Source organism: Streptomyces venezuelae, assembly GCF_008642355.1.
Lineage (GTDB): Bacteria > Actinomycetota > Actinomycetes > Streptomycetales > Streptomycetaceae > Streptomyces > Streptomyces venezuelae_B.
On sequence record NZ_CP029193.1, the window covers coordinates 40245 to 56325 of the forward strand.

Annotated in this window: 16 protein-coding genes; 2 read left to right on the forward strand and 14 right to left on the reverse strand. The window is 72.2% G+C overall.

Going from position 1 to position 16081, the window contains the following annotated elements; genetic code table 11:
• Nucleotides 1–20 precede the first annotated feature (20 nt).
• Nucleotides 21–716: an antibiotic biosynthesis monooxygenase family protein gene (locus DEJ47_RS00175; protein WP_150163895.1), complete on the reverse strand. Its 696-nt coding sequence runs from the start codon at nt 714–716 to the stop codon at nt 21–23.
• A gap of 208 nt (nt 717–924) precedes the next feature.
• Nucleotides 925–2406, reverse strand: coding sequence for an FAD-dependent monooxygenase (locus tag DEJ47_RS00180; RefSeq protein WP_150163896.1), 1482 nt, complete (start codon nt 2404–2406; stop codon nt 925–927).
• 175 nt (nt 2407–2581) lie between these two features.
• On the opposite strand from DEJ47_RS00180, the gene DEJ47_RS00185 reads away from it, so the two are divergent.
• Complete coding sequence (locus DEJ47_RS00185; protein WP_150163897.1) at nt 2582–3049, forward strand: nuclear transport factor 2 family protein; 468 nt, start codon at nt 2582–2584, stop codon at nt 3047–3049.
• Nucleotides 3050–3117: 68 nt separating this feature from the next.
• Here the strand turns inward: DEJ47_RS00185 and DEJ47_RS00190 are convergent, their stop codons facing one another.
• Complete coding sequence (locus tag DEJ47_RS00190) at nt 3118–3534, reverse strand: pyridoxamine 5'-phosphate oxidase family protein (protein ID WP_398339178.1); 417 nt, start codon at nt 3532–3534, stop codon at nt 3118–3120.
• A 51-nt stretch (nt 3535–3585) separates the two neighbouring features.
• Nucleotides 3586–3714, reverse strand: a complete 129-nt coding sequence (locus tag DEJ47_RS37275; protein WP_263398876.1) for a hypothetical protein — start codon at nt 3712–3714, stop codon at nt 3586–3588.
• A gap of 197 nt (nt 3715–3911) precedes the next feature.
• Here DEJ47_RS37275 and DEJ47_RS00195 point away from each other — a divergent pair, with 197 nt between their 5' ends.
• Nucleotides 3912–4157, forward strand: a complete 246-nt coding sequence (locus DEJ47_RS00195) for a DUF6059 family protein (RefSeq protein WP_150163898.1) — start codon at nt 3912–3914, stop codon at nt 4155–4157.
• 20 nt (nt 4158–4177) lie between these two features.
• Here DEJ47_RS00195 and DEJ47_RS00200 read toward each other — a convergent pair whose 3' ends face one another.
• The 10 genes from DEJ47_RS00200 to DEJ47_RS00245 all read right to left on the reverse strand — a co-directional run bounded on the left by DEJ47_RS00200 (nt 4178) and on the right by DEJ47_RS00245 (nt 15818).
• The gene (locus DEJ47_RS00200; protein ID WP_223828168.1) at nt 4178–5200 is read right to left on the reverse strand and encodes a ParB/RepB/Spo0J family partition protein; all 1023 of its coding nucleotides are present in this window, start codon (nt 5198–5200) and stop codon (nt 4178–4180) included.
• Between the two features lie 260 nt (nt 5201–5460).
• The gene (locus tag DEJ47_RS00205; RefSeq protein WP_150163900.1) at nt 5461–6342 is read right to left on the reverse strand and encodes an ABC transporter permease; all 882 of its coding nucleotides are present in this window, start codon (nt 6340–6342) and stop codon (nt 5461–5463) included.
• Entirely contained in the window at nt 6329–7117 is a 789-nt protein-coding gene (locus DEJ47_RS00210) for an ABC transporter ATP-binding protein (protein WP_223828169.1), read from the reverse strand. The genes DEJ47_RS00205 and DEJ47_RS00210 overlap by 14 nt, the downstream gene beginning before the upstream one ends.
• Nucleotides 7118–7137: 20 nt before the next feature.
• Complete coding sequence (locus tag DEJ47_RS00215) at nt 7138–8247, reverse strand: aliphatic sulfonate ABC transporter substrate-binding protein (RefSeq protein ID WP_150163902.1); 1110 nt, start codon at nt 8245–8247, stop codon at nt 7138–7140.
• The gene (locus tag DEJ47_RS00220) at nt 8235–9560 is read right to left on the reverse strand and encodes a sulfate adenylyltransferase subunit 1 (protein WP_150163903.1); all 1326 of its coding nucleotides are present in this window, start codon (nt 9558–9560) and stop codon (nt 8235–8237) included. The genes DEJ47_RS00215 and DEJ47_RS00220 overlap by 13 nt, the downstream gene beginning before the upstream one ends.
• Entirely contained in the window at nt 9560–10480 is a 921-nt protein-coding gene (gene cysD, locus DEJ47_RS00225) for a sulfate adenylyltransferase subunit CysD (RefSeq protein ID WP_150175332.1), read from the reverse strand. Before cysD ends, DEJ47_RS00220 begins: the two co-directional genes overlap by 1 nt.
• A gap of 17 nt (nt 10481–10497) precedes the next feature.
• Nucleotides 10498–11034: an adenylyl-sulfate kinase gene (gene cysC / locus DEJ47_RS00230; RefSeq protein ID WP_150163904.1), complete on the reverse strand. Its 537-nt coding sequence runs from the start codon at nt 11032–11034 to the stop codon at nt 10498–10500.
• A 49-nt stretch (nt 11035–11083) separates the two neighbouring features.
• Complete coding sequence (locus DEJ47_RS00235; protein ID WP_150163905.1) at nt 11084–12577, reverse strand: FAD-dependent monooxygenase; 1494 nt, start codon at nt 12575–12577, stop codon at nt 11084–11086.
• 2 nt (nt 12578–12579) lie between these two features.
• Nucleotides 12580–14091: an FAD-dependent monooxygenase gene (locus DEJ47_RS00240; RefSeq protein ID WP_150163906.1), complete on the reverse strand. Its 1512-nt coding sequence runs from the start codon at nt 14089–14091 to the stop codon at nt 12580–12582.
• Between the two features lie 188 nt (nt 14092–14279).
• Entirely contained in the window at nt 14280–15818 is a 1539-nt protein-coding gene (locus tag DEJ47_RS00245; protein ID WP_150163907.1) for an alpha/beta hydrolase, read from the reverse strand.
• Nucleotides 15819–16081: the final 263 nt, after the last annotated feature.

The following is a 16081-nucleotide window of genomic DNA, read 5'->3' on the forward strand; positions in this document are numbered from 1 at the left end:
CCGCGCGGCCGGTCCGGGGCTCACGCGCCGGCGGCGCGGCTGTGGATGACCCGGTAGGAGTTCCAGTCCCGGTCGGTCTTCAGGGCGTCGATGCGGGCCTGGGACTTCCGGCGCGCATCGGACTGCTGCGCGGCGGGCTGGTTGCGGTGGGCGTCGTACTGCTCCTTGCTCGCCCACTGCGAGTAGACGACGGCGAAGGGGCCCTCCAGGAAGCGGGCGCGCAGGCCCTTGAAGACGCTGTGGGAGCGGTAGCCGTCCACCTCCGCCAGCCAGGACTGGCCCTCGCCGAGCTCGGCGATCAGCTCGTCCTGGTCGCCCGCGGAGACCTTGAAGATCTCGATGACGGTGTGGTCGTCGCGGTCGGGCGAGACCTCGGTCGCCTCGCCCTGGGAGGGGTGGCGCTGGGTGTAGACGATCTCGCTCTGCAGCAGCCGGATGGAGGTGGTGATGTCCTGGAAGACGGGCAGCGTGCGGTGCTTGAACTCCTCGCCCGCGTACCGCTTCTCCAGGTCCTCGCCGCTGCGCCACTGGATGAAGTTGGCGGTGCCGGGGCTGTCCTGGCCGGCGTGCACGGTGGAGGAGATCCAGCCGTCGAACGCCGCGGTGTCGACGATCTTCCGCATCTCCTGGATCAGCGTGTCCTGCTTCTCCGGCTTGTCGGTGGTGAACAGGTTGAGGACGGTCAGGTGCTTGTCCTGGGTGGAGATATAGGGCATGGCGTCGGGTCTCTTCCTGTCGGGCTGTCGGGCTGTCGGGGGTGGCCGGGCCGCGGCGCAGGGGTCGCGGCGCAGGGCCGGGCCGGGCGGCGGCCGTGCGGGGCGCGGCCGGGCCAGGGCGCGGTCAGGGTGCGGGCGCGGTCGTGCGGTGGGTGCTCCGGCCGTGGGCGCGGGGCGTGGGGGGCGGCGCGGTCGTGCGGGGGCGTGCTCAGGCCGCGGGGCCGAACCAGCGCTCCAGGGTCTCGGGCAGGGTGCTCGCGGCCGGGTCGGGTGCGATCCAGGCGATGTATCCGTCGGGGCGCAGCAGGATCGCCTCGGCGGCGGGCAGGTCGGGGCCGGGCTGTGCGGTGACGACGTCGACACGGTCCGACCAGGCCTTGGCGGCGGCCGGCAGCGGGCCGGCGTCGCCGCCGCCGAGGTCGAGCAGCACGCCGCGGCCGGCGTGCAGCAGGGCGTGGACGCTGGTGGGCCGGCCCTCGCAGGTGAGCGCGGCATCCTGAAGGCGCCGACCGAGCAGGGGGTGGGTCCCCGCGCCGACGTCGTGGCGGATGTCCAGGCCGGTGACCATGCCGACCAGGTGGCGCTGGACCGACTCGTACTGGACGAGTTCGGTGAAGACGTCGAGCAGCGGGGTGATCTCCTCGCCGCCGAGGTAGAGGATGCGCTGGGCCAGGGTGTTGGTCAGGATGCGGGCGCCGACCGGGTGGCGCTCGGCGTGGTAGGTGTCAAGGAGGGCGTCGGGGGCCGCCCCCTTGAGGACGAGGGCGAGTTTCCAGCCGAGGTTGACCGCGTCCTGCACGCCGGCGCTCATGCCCTGGGCGCCGATGGGCAGGTGGATGTGCGCGGCGTCGCCGGCCACGAAGACGCGCCCGCTGCGGTACCGGTCGGCCTGGCGGCTCACGTCGGTGGTCGAGCTCACCCACAGCGGGGTGGCGGCGTGGATGTCCTCGCCCGACAGCTTCTGGAAGGTGTCGGCGACCTCTTCGAAGGTGATCGGCCCGGTGTTCTCGCGCAGCGGCTCGCTGCGGTCGTAGTAGATGATGCGGCAGCGGTCCGGGCCCAGCGGCAGCACCATGATCATGCCGCCCGGTACCCGCTCCCCGGCGAAGCGGGGCCGCAGCCGTACCCCGGCGATGTCGGCGAAGCGCAGCTCGATGGCCGGTTCGGTGCCGGGGAAGTCGATGCCGGCGGCGGTGCGGACCGTGCTGCGGGCGCCGTCGCACCCGATCACGTACCGGGCGCGCAGCTGCCCGCCCGTGTCCTGTCCCCCGGTGCCGCTCGTGTGCAGGGTCACCCCGTGCTCGTCCTGGGTGAGGCCGGTGACCTTGACCGAGCGGCGGATGCGGGCGCCCTGTTCGGTGGCGTGGGCGGCCAGCATCGCCTCGGTGCGGGACTGGGGGATGCCGCGTGCGCCGTAGGAACCGCCGCTGATGACCCGGTAGTCCAGCGGTACGCCGCCGAAGTGCCCGGCGGGGATGGTGTCGACCTCGCCGAGGCGGGCGAGCAGTCCGCGCTGTGCGAATTCCTCGATGGTGCGCGCGGAGAATCCGAGGGCGCGTGACTGCTGCATCGGTTCGGCGAGCCTGTCGAGCACGAGAACGGAAATTCCGTGCAGCCCCAACTCACCGGCAAACATAAGGCCGGCGGGTCCTGCACCTACAATGATCACGTCCGCGTCATAATTGTCCATCGTCGCCCATCCGCCGTCGTGTGGTTGATGTTTTACGAGTATGGACAGGGCCCGAGCGGCCGGTAAAGGGACGCCGGTACACAGCTTTTGCAGTCCACTACAGAAACGTGCGGACAACGTCAGATCTTTGACAGGCGGGGTTGGTCACAGCGGGTTTGTGGGCCCATTCTCAAGCATGACCTCGACTGAAGCTGAATCCGTCACTCCGGACACGGCCATGGTGGACGCGTTTACGGTGAGCGGTCTGCTCGACCGTTATCTCCTGGCGCTGGACACCGAAGAACTCGACGACGCGTGGGCGCGCACCCTGTTCACCGAGGACGCGGTGGTCGCATTCCCGTTGAGCCGGCACGAGGGACGGGCCGGTCTGGCCCGGTGGCACCGTGCCGCGCTGGAGAATTTCGCGCGCACCCAGCACCTGAATTCCCCCGCGGTGGTGGAGCCGGCCGGGGATGAGGCGAGCCTGCGCGCCAATCTGGTCTCCACCCACGTGCACCATCCCGGCGGTCCGGGCCCGGAGTTGTTCACCACCGGCACCTCGGTGACCGGCACGGCCCGCCGCACCCCGGACGGCTGGCGCCTGACGCGGCTCTCGTTCGGGCTGATCTGGGTGGACGGGGTGCCGCCCGGCGCCCGCGGCTGATGGCGGGCACGACGGGCAAGACAGGCGCGGCGGGACTGACGGGCGCGGCGGCTGCGGCGGGTGCCGGGTCAGCAGTTGAGGCTCAGCACCCGGTCGACGGTGATCTCCACGACGACGCGGCCGGGCGGGTTCGGCGGCCCGGAGAAGTAGCGCTCGGTGTAGCGGCGGACCCCCTCGGCGACGCGGTCGGGGGCGTCCAGGACGCGGGCGGTGCCCTCCAGGGACACCCAGGCGAAGCCGTCCACCTGGCACAGTGCGACGCGCGCGTGCGGGCTGGCCAGCACGTTCTTCACCTTGCGGGTGGTGTTCACGGTCAGCACGCGGGCCAGGCCGGCCGGTGCGTCGAAGGTGAAGCGCACCGGGGTGAGGTGGGGCGAGCCGTCGGGCCGCAGCGTGCTCAGCACGCCGGTGTGCGGCGCGGTGAGGAACCGGCGTGCCGCCGGGGACATCGCCGTCGCGCCGGCGCGCTGCGGGGAGAGCGTCATCGTCTTGGACTCCTTGTCGGTCTCACCGGCGCACTGCGCCCCGGCACCCGGTCAGTCGATCCCGCGGACCACGTTGCACTCCGCGGGATCGTCCTCCTCCTCGTCCACCCCGGCCAGCCGGAGCACCGGCGCGACCCCCTCGCCGCCGCGTGTCTGCCGCTCACGTTCGGCCTCGTCCATGGGCCTGTCCTTCCGCGACGGTGCGCCCTGCCGGGCTGCGGAGCCGGCTTGCTCCACCCGCCCACGTTGGCAAGGCGCTCTCGAGGCCGGGCGGAGGGGCGGCTCGAGTCCGCCTCGACCACCGGCCCGCACAGTGACGCATCCCGGCGCACCCCAAGCCCTGGCCGCCCGCGGCCCACCCCGTTGGAGGCAGACCCATGGCCGGCTTGATCAGGCGTGTGTGGCGCGAGGTGTACGCGGCGCTGCAGGCGTACGGCGCCATCTACGTCTCGCCGGCGCAGCCCGCCGAGGAGACCGTGCGGCCGGCCGGGGAGACCGCGCGGCCGGCCCCCGGGCCGCGGCACGGCGGGCCGCCGGCGGGCCATCCGGAGCGGCTGTGCCCGGAGGTCGCCCTGACCCCGGTGGAGCGCGCCCTGAACCGGCAGCTGGAGACCGGCTCCTGACGGGCCGGGGCCTGTCCGGCTCAGACGGCTTCCTGGCGGCTGCGCAGTCGCTCGGCGAACAGGCTCCACTCCTTGCCGACGCTCTCCGCGATGGGCGCGATGACGCCGACCCAGTGCGCGGGGACGGCGTTGACCAGCTCGCGCCAGCCGTCCGGGTCTCCGGCGTGCTGCGCCATCCACTGCAGGAACTCCTTGCCGCCCGCGGTGTAGCGGATGCACGGGTCGTTGGCGACCTTGGCGGCGACCGTCTCCCAGGCCGGAGGTGCTTCGGCCGGGACGGTGGCGGGGCGGCGCGCCGGCGGTTCCTCGGCGCCCGGGGGCGCGGCGTGCGGGTGCGGGTTCGGGGGGTGCGGGGGCGGCGGGGGGTCGGCGGGCCGCTCGGCCGGGTGCAGGGTCAGGCGTGGCTTGGTGGCGCGCAGGCCGTTGCGTTCGGGGCTGACCCCGCGGCGCAGGCGGGCGCTGACGTCGTGGACGGTGCCCAGGGACACCTCGGTCTCGCGGGCGACTTCGCGCAGCGTGGCCTCGGGGTGGGCGTGGATGTAGGCGGCGGCGCGGCGGCGGCCCTCACCGGCGCTGACCGCGCGCAGTTTGCCGTCCAGGCCCAGGCGTTGGCCGCCGGGCGGGGTGGGGCAGGCGGAGCGTTCGCGCAGCACCGCGATCGTCTTGGCGCTCAGCTGGGTGACGCTGGCGATGGCGCGGTCGGACCATTCGGGGTGGGCGAGCAGGACGCGTTCGGCGCCGGCGGTGCGGTCGGCCCGCGACAGCGGAAGTCCGTGGGAGGTGTTGGCTTTCATGGCGATGACGAGTGCTTCGGCGTCGGTGCAGTCGACGAGCCGTGCGGTGATGCTGTGGTCGCCGCAGAGTTTCGCGGCCTCCAGTCTGTGGAGTCCGTCGATGATGCGCCAGCCGTCTTTCTGGACGAGTACGGGCGGCAATTGTGCGCGGCCCGGGGCTTCGACGAGCAAGTGGAGATAGGCGGCGTTGATTCCGCCCTGACGCAGGTGCAGTCCGGGCGACAGCGCATGGACCGGGAGTTCCTGCACCGGGGTGTTCTCGATGTTCTTGAGGCCGATTTTCGGGCCGGTTTCGGGGCTGGTTCCCGGGCCGTTCTTTTCACCGGACCCCGGTTTGCCGCACCGTAATGCGGCGGAACTCAAACCGTCTGCGATCACCGTAGCCCGCCCGTCTTTGAAAGCCATCCGGTGTGCCCTTTCTGCTGCATTCCGGATGAGCGTCGCAGCGGTTTCTCTAGCCGCAGTAGAGGGTGGGTCGATGGTCGTCGGACTGTGGCCGGGGGCAGGTTTCAGTGGCGTACGAGCAGGCCGCGGCTGCGCAGGACCCAGCGTTCCAGGGGGCTGAAGACGAGCAGGTCGATGGCGATGCCGACGAGCAGGATCAGCAGGATGGCCTCGAAGACCATGGCCATGTCGCTGGCGTTGCGGCCGTTCTCCAGGAGCTGGCCGAGCCCCAGGCCGAGGTCGGGGTAGGACGCGATGATCTCGGCGGCCATCAGGGAGCGCCAGGCGAAGGCCCAGCCCTGTTTGAGGCCGGCGATGTAACCGGGCAGGGCGGCCGGCAGCAGTACGTGCCAGGTGCCCTTGAGGCCGGTGGCGCCCATGGTGCGGCCGGCCCGCAGGAACAGCGGCGGCACCTGGTCGACGCCGGAGACCAGGCCGTTGGCGATGGAGGGGACGGCGCCGAGCAGGATCACGGCGTACATCATCGAGTTGTTCAGGCCCAGCCAGATCACCGCGGGCGGCACCCAGGCCACCGAGGGCAGCGACTGCAGGCCGGACAGGATCGGGCCGATGGCCGCGCGCAGGAGTTTCAGGCGGGCCACGAGCAGGCCCAGCGGGGTGCCGATGAGCAGGGCCAGGCAGAAGCCGGACAGGCCGCGTGAGACGGACGTCCAGATGTAGCCGAGGAGTTCGCCCTCCAGCCAGGCCTGGTGGGCCACGTCCCACACGGCGCCGGGGGACGGCAGTTTGCCGGGGTCGTCGACGATGTGGAAGGAGACCAGGCCCTGCCACACCGCGAGGACCAGCGCGATGGCGGTGACGGGCGGCAGGACCTTCTCCTTCAGGGTGAGGGTGAAGGGCTTGCGGATGTGCTGGGGGGTTTCCAGGGCGTCCAGGCCGGCGAGGTCGTTGCCGTCCTTGGGGGCGCTGGTGTCAGTACTGGCCATGTCGGCGGATCTCCCCCCGCAGCTGTTCGGTGATCTCGATGGAGAGTTCGGCGACGGCGCTGTCCTCGATGCGGCGCGGCTGGGGGATGTCCACGGCCCATTCGCGGGCGATGCGCCCGGGGCGGGAGGACAGCAGGATCACGCGCTGGGCCAGGCGGGCGGCCTCGCGCACGTTGTGGGTGACGAACAGGACGGAGAGTTTCGTCTCGCTCCAGATGCGGGTCAGTTCGTCGTGCAGCACGTCGCGGGTGATGGCGTCCAGGGCGGCGAAGGGTTCGTCCATGAGCAGCAGGCGGCTCTCCTGGGCCAGGGCGCGGGCCAGGGCGACCCGCTGGCGCATGCCGCCGGACAGTTCGTGCACCCGTTTGCCGTGGGCGCCCTCCAGGCGGACCAGGGCCAGGAGTTCCTCGGCGCGTTCGCGGCGCCGGCGGGGGGCGATGCCGCGCAGTTTCAGGGCGAGTTCGATGTTCTTGCCCGCACTCAGCCAGGGGAACAGGGCGTGTTCCTGGAACATCAGGGCGGGCCGGCCGTCGGTGGTGATCTCGCCGGTGGTGGGCTCGTCCAGGCCGGCGACGAGGTTGAGCAGGGTGGACTTGCCGCAGCCGGAGGCCCCCAGGAGGGTGACGAATTCGCCGGGGGCGACGGCCAGGCTGATGTCGTCCAGGACGGACTGGGGCCCGGCGGGGCCCGGGAAGGACTTGGAGACGTGCTCGAGGCGGGCGGCGTGGCGGGCCGTCGCGGCGGCGCCGGCGGCCTTGTCGAGGGTCGCGGTCATGGTCGTCACCTCCGGGGAACTCATCGAGGGGGTTGCCGGACGCCGAGGTTGGCGTCGTCCACCGGGCGCTGCCCGGCGGCCTTGAGGACCTTGTTGAGCAGGGTGAGGTCGTAGATGCCGGACAGGTCGGGGCGCTGGAGCAGGCCGGCCCGGGCGGCGTGGGCGGCCTCGGTGCGCAAGGTGGCGGCCAGCGGGTCGTCGGTGAAGTCGATGGACTGCCAGGCCGGGTCCAGGATGTGGCGGGGCAGGGCCTTGCCGGCGTCGGTGGCCAGCTGGCGGTTGGCGGCCTGCCTGGCCCGGGCCGGGTGGTCCTCGATCCACTGGTTGGTGGCCACCGACGCCTTGAGCACCGCCTCGACGACCCGGGGGTGCCGGGCGAGGAACTTCTGGGAGACGACGATGTTGGTGATGACGAAGGTGCCGCCGGGCCACAGTGTCTTCTCGTCCAGCAGGACTTTGCCGCCCAGGGCGACGATTTTGGAGGCGGTGGGCTCCGGGACCCACGCGCCGTCGATGGAGTGGGACTTGTAGGCGTCGGGGGTGACCTTGTTGTCGCTGCGCACCACGGTCACCTCGCCCTTGCCGCTGGCCGCGTCGACCTGCCAGCCCTGTCGGGCCGCCCAGTGGAGGAAGGCGACGTCCTGGGTGTTGCCGAGCTGCGGGGTGGCGATCTTCTTGCCCTTGACGTCGGCCGGGGTCTTGATCTTCTCCGGGTTGACGACGAGTTTCACGCCGCCGGAGGCGGCGCCGCCGATGATGCGCAGGTTCGTGCCGCCCGACTTGGTGTAGCCGTTGATCGCCGGGGACGGGCCGATCCAGCCGATGTCGAGGGAGCCCGCGTTCAGGGCCTCGATCGCGGAGGGGCCCGCGTTGAAGGTGGCGTATCGGGCTTTGGTGGCGCCCAGTGCTTTTTGGAAGAAGCCCTGCCGGTTGCCGATCAGGGCGGTGGCGTGGGTGAGGTTGGCGAAGTAGCCGATCCGTACCGAGTCCAGGCCGTCGATCTTCTGTGCGCCGGCGGCGATCGGCGCGGTGTCGTTGTCCTTGGCCTGCGAGCCGTAGCCGCAGCCCGCGGGCGCCAGCAGCAGGGCGGTCAGCAGGGCGGGGGCGGCGCGCCGGGTCAGAAGTCCCATTCCTCGTCCTTGGCCGGGTCGGTGGCCGGGTCGGGCCGGGCGAAGGACTCGCCGGCCATGCCCGCGGTCAGGGTGGTGCCGTCGGCCGGGTCGATGAGGATGAAGGAGCCGGTGCGCCGGGAGTGGGCGTAGGTGTCCAGGGGCAGCGGTTCGGCGGTGCGCAGGTGCACCTGCCCGATGTCGTTGGCGGCCAGGCGGCCCGGGTGCGGGTAGGGCGAGAGGTCCTCCAGGGTGAGGCGGGAGGCGATGTCGGTGACCAGAGCCTTGACGGTGCGGGTGCCGTGTTTGAGCAGCACCCGCTGTCCGGTGGTCAGCGGCTGGTCGGCGACGTGGCAGACGGTCGCGGTCACCTCGCGGGTGGTGGGCGGTGCGTCGCCGGCCGGCACGATCAGGTCGCCGCGGGCGACGTCGAGGTCGTCGCTGAGCAGCACGGTCACCGACTGCAGGGCGCCGGCCGACTCGACGGTCGTGCCCAGGCGTTCGATGGCGGTGATGGTGGTGGTGCGGCCCGAGGGCAGGACGCGGACCTGCTGGCCGGTGCGGAAGGTTCCCTCGGCGATGCGGCCGGCGTAGCCGCGGTAGTCGGGGTGTTCAGGGCTCTGCGGGCGGATGACGTACTGCACGGGCAGCCGGGCGGCGCACGGTGCCAGGTGGTGGCTGACGGGCACGCTCTCCAGGTGTTCCAGGACGGTGGGACCGCCGTACCAGTCCATGTGCGCGGAGGTGTCCACGACGTTGTCGCCGGCCAGCGCGGAGATCGGGATGACGGTGACCTCCGGGCCGCCCAGCTCCTTGACGTAGGCCGTGTACTCCTCGGCGATCTTCGCGAAGACGGACTCCTCGTACCCGACGAGGTCCATCTTGTTGACCGCGAGGACGATCTGCGGGACGCGCAGCAGGGCGGCGATGGCGGTGTGGCGGCGGGTCTGCTCGACGACGCCGTGGCGGGCGTCGACCAGGATGATGGTGAGTTCCGCGGTGGAGGCGCCGGTGACCATGTTGCGGGTGTACTGCACGTGGCCGGGGGTGTCGGCGAGGATGAAGCGGCGCCGGGGGGTGGCGAAGTAGCGGTAGGCGACGTCGATGGTGATGCCCTGCTCGCGTTCGGCGCGCAGGCCGTCGGTGAGCAGCGCCAGGTCGGGGGTGGCCTGCCCGCGGCTCGCGGAGGCGTGGGCGACGGCTTCCAGCTGGTCGGCCAGGACCGACTTGGAGTCGTGCAGGAGGCGTCCGACCAGGGTGGACTTGCCGTCGTCGACGGAGCCGGCGGTGGCGAAGCGCAGTGTGTCGGCGGCGGTGTCGCTCAGATGGTTCATCAGAAGTACCCCTCGCGCTTGCGGTCTTCCATCGCGGCCTCGGAGAGCTTGTCGTCGGCGCGGGTGGCGCCGCGCTCGGTGAGGCGGGACGCGGCGATCTCCGTGATGACCTTGTCGATGGTGTCGGCGTCGGAGTCGACCGCGCCGGTGCAGGACATGTCGCCGACCGTGCGGTAGCGCACCCGGCGCTTCTCGGTCCGCTCCCCCGCCCGGGGGCCGCCCCAGGAGCCGGCGGTCAGCCACATGTGGTGGCGCTGGAACACCTCGCGGTCGTGGGCGAAGTAGATGGCGGGCAGCTCGATGTGTTCGCGGGCGATGTACTGCCACACGTCCAGCTCGGTCCAGTTGGACAGCGGGAAGACCCGCACGTGCTCGCGGGGCAGGTGGCGGCCGTTGTACAGGTTCCACAGCTCGGGGCGCTGGCGGCGCGGGTCCCACTGGGAGAACTCGTCGCGCAGGGAGAACACGCGCTCCTTGGCGCGGGCCTTCTCCTCGTCGCGGCGCCCGCCGCCGAACACGGCGTCGAACCGCTGCTGTTGGATGGTGTCGGTCAGCGGCCGGGTCTGCAGCGGGTTGCGGGTGCCGTCGGGGCGTTCCTTGAGCTCGCCGCGGTCGATGTAGTCCTGCACGGAGGCGATGTGCAGGCGCAGCCCGTGCTCGGCGACCACGCGGTCGCGGAAGGCGAGGACTTCGGGGAAGTTGTGGCCGGTGTCCACGTGCAGCAGCGCGAAGGGCACCGGCGCGGGCGTGAACGCCTTGAGTGCCAGGTGCAGCATGACGATGGAGTCCTTGCCGCCGGAGAACAGGATCACCGGGTTGTCGAACTCGCCCGCCACCTCGCGCAGGATGTGCACCGCCTCCGACTCCAGCGCGTCGGGGTGGGAGAGGGCGTAGGGGCTCTCCCCGGCGTCGGCGGTCACCGCGTTCGGGGCGGGTGTCACAGCAGTCCCCTCTCGGTGAGCAGGGCGTGCACCGCGGCGGCGGACTGAGCCACGCTCTGGTGCTGGGCGTGGAGGCGCAGGTCCGGTGCGGCCGGCTCCTCGTAGGGGTCGTCCACGCCGGTCAGACCGGTCAGCTGTCCGGCGGCCTGCTTGGCGTACAGGCCCTTCACGTCGCGTGCGCTGCACACCTCCAGCGGGGTGGCGACGTGCACTTCGAGGTAGGGGGTGCGGTTGGAGTCGTGGCGTTTGCGGACCGCTTCGCGGCTGTCGGTGTACGGCGCGATGACCGGGGCCAGCGCCAGGATGCCGTTGCGGGCCAGGAGTTCGGCGACGAAGCCGATGCGCTGCACGTTGGTGTCGCGGTCGGCGCGGGAGAAGCCGAGGCCGGCCGAGAGCGCCTCGCGGATCTCGTCGCCGTCCAGGACCTCCACGCGGCGGCCGTCCGCGCGGAGCCGGGCGGCCAGCTCGTAGGCGATGGTGGTCTTGCCGGCGCTGGGCAGGCCGGTGAGCCAGACGGTGACTCCGGTCGTCACGGGCATCTCCTGGGGGTCGGGGGGTGGCGGCGGTGCGGCGCGCGGGAGCTCAGAGCGGCCGGGCGGGCGGGTGCGGGGCGCCGAACCAGCGGGTCAGGGCGTCGGTGAGGTCGCTGTCGCTGCCGGGTGCGGTCCAGGCGACGTAGCCGTCGGGCCGGATGAGGACGGCCTGCGCCTGCGGGCCGGATGTCCCGCTGCTCCAGGTGCCGGTGACGATGTCGATGCGGTCGGCCCAGTCCTGGGCGAGCTGGGCGGCCTTGGAGCCGGTGCCGTCCGCGCCGTCGGTGGCGATCAGGACGCCGCGCGCGGCGTGCAGCAGTTCCGCGACGCGGGTGCGGGTGCCGTCGGGGCGGGTCAGTTCCCGCTGGGGCGGCATGCGCCGGCCCAGCAGGGGGTGGGTGCCGGGGCCCATGTCGTAGCGGATGCCCAGGCCGCTGAGGACTCCGGCCAGGTGGGTGGCGGCGTCCTGGTGGGTGAGGACCTCGCCGAGGACCGCGCGCAGCGGGGCCATCTCCTGGCCGGTCAGGCGCAGTTCGATCGCGGCGCGGGCGTTGCGGGCCAGTTGCTCCCCGATCGGGTGGCGTTCGGCGTGGTAGGTGTCCAGGAGCGTGTCGGGGGCGTGGCCGGCCAGGACCGCGGCCAGTTTCCAGCCGAGGTTCACCGCGTCCTGCACGCCCACGCTCAGCCCCTGGGCCATCGCGGGCGGCTGGACGTGGGTGGCGTCGCCGGCCAGGAGGATCCGGCCGCGCCGGTAGTCGGCGGCCACCCGGGAGGCGTCGGTGAAGCAGCTGATCCAGCGGCACTGTCCGTGGTGGATGGACTCGCCGGTCAGGCGCTGCCAGGCGTCGGCGAGTTCGCCGTACGTGAGGGCCTCGCGGTCCTTGGGGCGGGTGCCCCGTTCGTAGGCGACGACGCGGGTGACGCCGTTCTCCAGGTCCATCGCCATGATCATGCTGCCGTCGGGGAGGTTCTCCCCGATGCGCCGGCGGCGGGTCTCGATGCCGGTCACGTCGGCGGTGTAGAAGCCGCGGGTGGGTTCGGGGCCGGGGAAGTCGATGCCGGTGAGCTTGCGGACGGTGCTGCGGCCGCCGTCGCAGCCGATCAGGTAGCGGGCGTGGTCGCGGCCGGGCCCTCCGGGTCCGTCGAAGGTCACCTCGACGCCGTCGGTGTCCTGGGTGAGGCCGGTGACCTCGTATCCGCGGCGGATGGGCACGCCCAGTCCGCCCGCCCAGTCCTCCAGCATCCGTTCGGTGCGGAACTGCGAGACGCCGCGGGCGCCGCTGTGGTCCTCCTCCAGCAGGCCCAGGTCGATGGGCACCCCGCCGAAGTGGGCGTCGGCCGGTTCCGTGGCGCCGAGCCGGGCGAGCAGGCCGCGCTGGTCGAAGCTCTCCACCGCGCGGCGGGTGAGGCTGGCGCCGCGGGACTCGCGGGCCGGGGCGGGCAGCTTCTCGTAGACGACGACGTCGGCGCCGGCCAGGCGCAGTTCGCCGGCCATCATCAGCCCGACCGGGCCCGCGCCGACGACGATCACATCCCTGGTCATGCTCACACTCCTGTGGGGTGGGTGGCGCCGGGGGTGCCGAACCAGTGGCCAAGGGCGTCGGTGAGGTCGCGGTCGCTGCCCGGCGCGGTCCAGGCGACGTAGCCGTCGGGGCGGACCAGGACGGCCTCGGGGGCCGGGACGGCCGGGACGGTGGGGTCGGTGGGGTCGGTGGCCCAGGTGCCGGTGACGATGTCGATGCGGTCGGCCCAGTCCTGGGCGAGCCGGGCCGCCTTGCCGTCCGCGCCGTCGGTGGCGATCAGGACGCCGCGCGCGGCGTGCAGCAGTTCCGCGACGCGGGTGCGGGTGCCGTCGGGGCGGGTCAGTTCCCGCTGGGGCGGCATGCGCCGGCCCAGCAGGGGGTGCTCCCCCGGCCCCAGGTCGTAGCCGATGCCCAGGCCGCTCACGATGCCGGCCAGCTGCCCGGCGGCCTGTTCGTGCTCCACCAGCTCGCCCAGCACGCCGCGCAGCGGATCCATGTCGGCGTCGCCGAGGTAGAGCATCGACGCCGCCTGCGCGTTGCGGATCAACTGCTCCCCGACGGGGTGGCGTTCGGTGTGGTAGGTGTCCAGGAGGTGTTCGGGGGCCCAGCCGGCCAGGTGGGCGGCCAGTTTCCAGCCGAGGTTCGCCGCGTCCTGCAGCCCGGCGCTCAGACTCCAGGCGGCCAGCGGCGGCATGGCGTGGGCGGCGTCGCCCGCCAGCAGCACCCGGCCGCGCCGGTACTCGTCCGCCAGGGCGGCCGCGTTGTTGCAGGCCCACATCCACTGCGCGCTCGCGTGGTGGATGCGCTCGCCGGTCAACTTCTGCCAGGCGTCGGCGACTTGAGGGAACGTCAGGGTATCGGGGTCTTGGTGGGGGGACAGGTCCTTGTCGTGGACGACGATGCGGCAGCGGCCCTCGCCCAGCGGGGTGCACACCACCATGTGGCCGCCGGGCAGGCGCTCCCCGATGGGCCGCGGGCGCAGCGTGATGCCGGTGAGCTCCGCGGTGTACATGCCGCGGGTGGCCTCCCACCGGCGGGCGGGGATGCGGGCGGCGGCGCGGACGGTGCTGTGCGGGCCGTCGCAGCCCACCACGTAGCGGGCGCGGTGCTCGCCGGTGCCCGCGGGTTCCTGGCAGGTGACGACGACGCCGTCGCTCTCCTCGCGCACCCCGGTGACCTCGACGCCGCGGCGCACCGGCACGCCCAGCTCGGCGAGCCGGGCGGCGAGCATCGCCTCGGTGCGGGCCTGGGAGAGTCCCAGGACGCCGCTGTGGTCCTCCTCCAGCATGCCGAGATCGAAACGGACGCCGCCGAAGTGGCCCATCGGCCCCCACCGGAATTCACCGAGCCCGGCGAGCAGTCCGCGCTGGTCGAGCGTTTCCGCCGCGCGCCGGTTGAAGCCGAGTGCGCGGGATTCCCCGGAGGGGGCGGGAAGCTTGTCGAAGACGGTGACATTCACACCGCCCAGGTGGAGTTCACAGGCCAGCATCAATCCGACAGGACCGGCACCGACAATGATTACGCCAGTTTCCATTGTTGACCTTCCACGCGGGCGGCTGAGGAATCGTCGCTGTCAAACTACACATCAGCATGTTCGGCTGCAATGAAGGTACTGAATTCATAAGTGGGCCTGCCCGCCCGCGTGTTCAACCGCTGATTTCACGCGGTTGAACACGCGGGCGGACTTCTTTTCTCCGGGTCTTCCGCAAGGTGTTACGAGTGTTACGGGGCGGGCTGCGGCGGCGCGGGCGCCTGGCAGGTGGCGTCGGCGCCGCGGGCGGCGGCCGGGCGGCTGCCGTCCTTCAGGTAGGCGTCGACCACCGTGTTGACGCAGGCGTTGGCGTTGCGGGACAGGGACGTCTCGTGTTCGTAGCCGCCCTGCTCCACCAGCAGCCGGGAGTCGGGGAACCTGCGGTGCATGTCGCGGGCGCCTGCCAGCGGGGACCCGGCGACGTGCTCGCCCTGCACGACCAGGACGTTCACGTCCTTGGCGCCGACCTTCTGCGGGGTGCCCGCGGGCGCGGGCCAGAACGCGCACGGCGCGTTGTACCAGGCGTTGTACCAGGTCAGGAAGGTGTTGCCGGCGCGGTGGTCGCGGGTGAAGTCGCGGTGCCAGCGCCGCCAGTCGAGCGGCCAGGGCGAGTCGGTGCACTGCACCGCGCTGTACATGGCCTGCTTGTTCTGTGTCGGGTAGCCGGGCTCGTTGAAGGCGGCCTTGAGGCCGGTGGCGTCGTCGCGCAGCACCCAGTCGGCCAGGGCCTTGGTGTGGCCGGTCCAGGCGGAGCGGCGGTAGAGGTCGATGAGGAAGACCTCGGTGTACTCGGCCGGGCCGATCTTTCCCTCGACGGGGGCGGCGCGCAGCTTGGCCATGCCTTCGTAGTACTTGGCCTCGACGGCGGCGCGGGTGGTGCCCAGGTGGTAGGTCGCGTCGTTGCGGGCGATCCAGGAGAAATAGTTCTGGGCGCTCTTTTCGAAGGTGGCGTTCTGGGCGAGGACGTTCTTGTACCAGCCCTTGCCGGGCAGCATCACGGTGTCCAGGACCATGCGGCGCACCCGGTGGGGGTGCATCGAGGCGTAGACCGAGCCGAGGTAGGTGCCGTAGTCCCAGCCGAAGTAGGTCAGTTGTTCCTCGCCGAGCGCCTTGCGGATCAGGTCCAGGTCGCGGGCGGTGTCCTTGGTGCTCAGGAAGTTCAGGGTGTCGCCGTGGGTGCGGCCGCAGCTCTCGGCGAAGTCGCGGGCCCGGGTGCGCCAGGCCTGTTCCTCGGCGGCGCTCTGCGGCACCAGGTCGGCGCGGGCCCTGCCGGGCCAGACGTAGTCGGGCGCGCAGGTGATCTGCGGTTCGCTGGCGCCGGTGCCGCGCGGGTCGAAGCCGATCCAGTCGTAGGTGGCGCCGACGGCCGGGGACAGGCCGGAGGTGCCCTTGGCGAACCGGGTGGGCAGGTCGCGGCCGAACTGGCCGGGCCACTGGCCGCGGTTGAGCAGCGCGATGCCCTGGTAGCGGTCCTCGGGTGCGGTGTGCCGGGCGCGGGTGAGGGCCAGGTCGATGGTGCGGCCCCGCGGTTTGGTGTGGTCGAGCGGGACGGCGAGCGTGCCGCACTCCAGACCCTTCAGCAGGCCGCCGACGACGGGGTCGTCGTCGGGGCAGGGTGACCAGGAGATGGTGGACGCCGGGCGCTCGGGTGCGGCTTTCGCCGGTGCCGCGGCGACCGTTCCCGCCAGGGCGGTGGCGGCCGCCGCCGTAATTGCCAGAAACTTCCTCACGTAATCCCCTTCTTGAGGCAGATACGCCGCCGGGCCGTTATGCGGGCAGGCCGGCGAAGCCGATTTTCTCGGGCGGGTCCTGGGGGTGGCGCGAGACTATCGGCTGCGGGAAGTGGCGCGAAAACAACTGTGGTTGAACAATGACGGGCGGTCGAGCGGGGCTGGAACGGCGGTATCGGGCCGGAACAGCGGGACTTGTTCCCCGCCCACGAAAAATCCCCGCGGCCAGCCGGTCACGGGCTGTCCGCGGGGAAAAGGAAAAG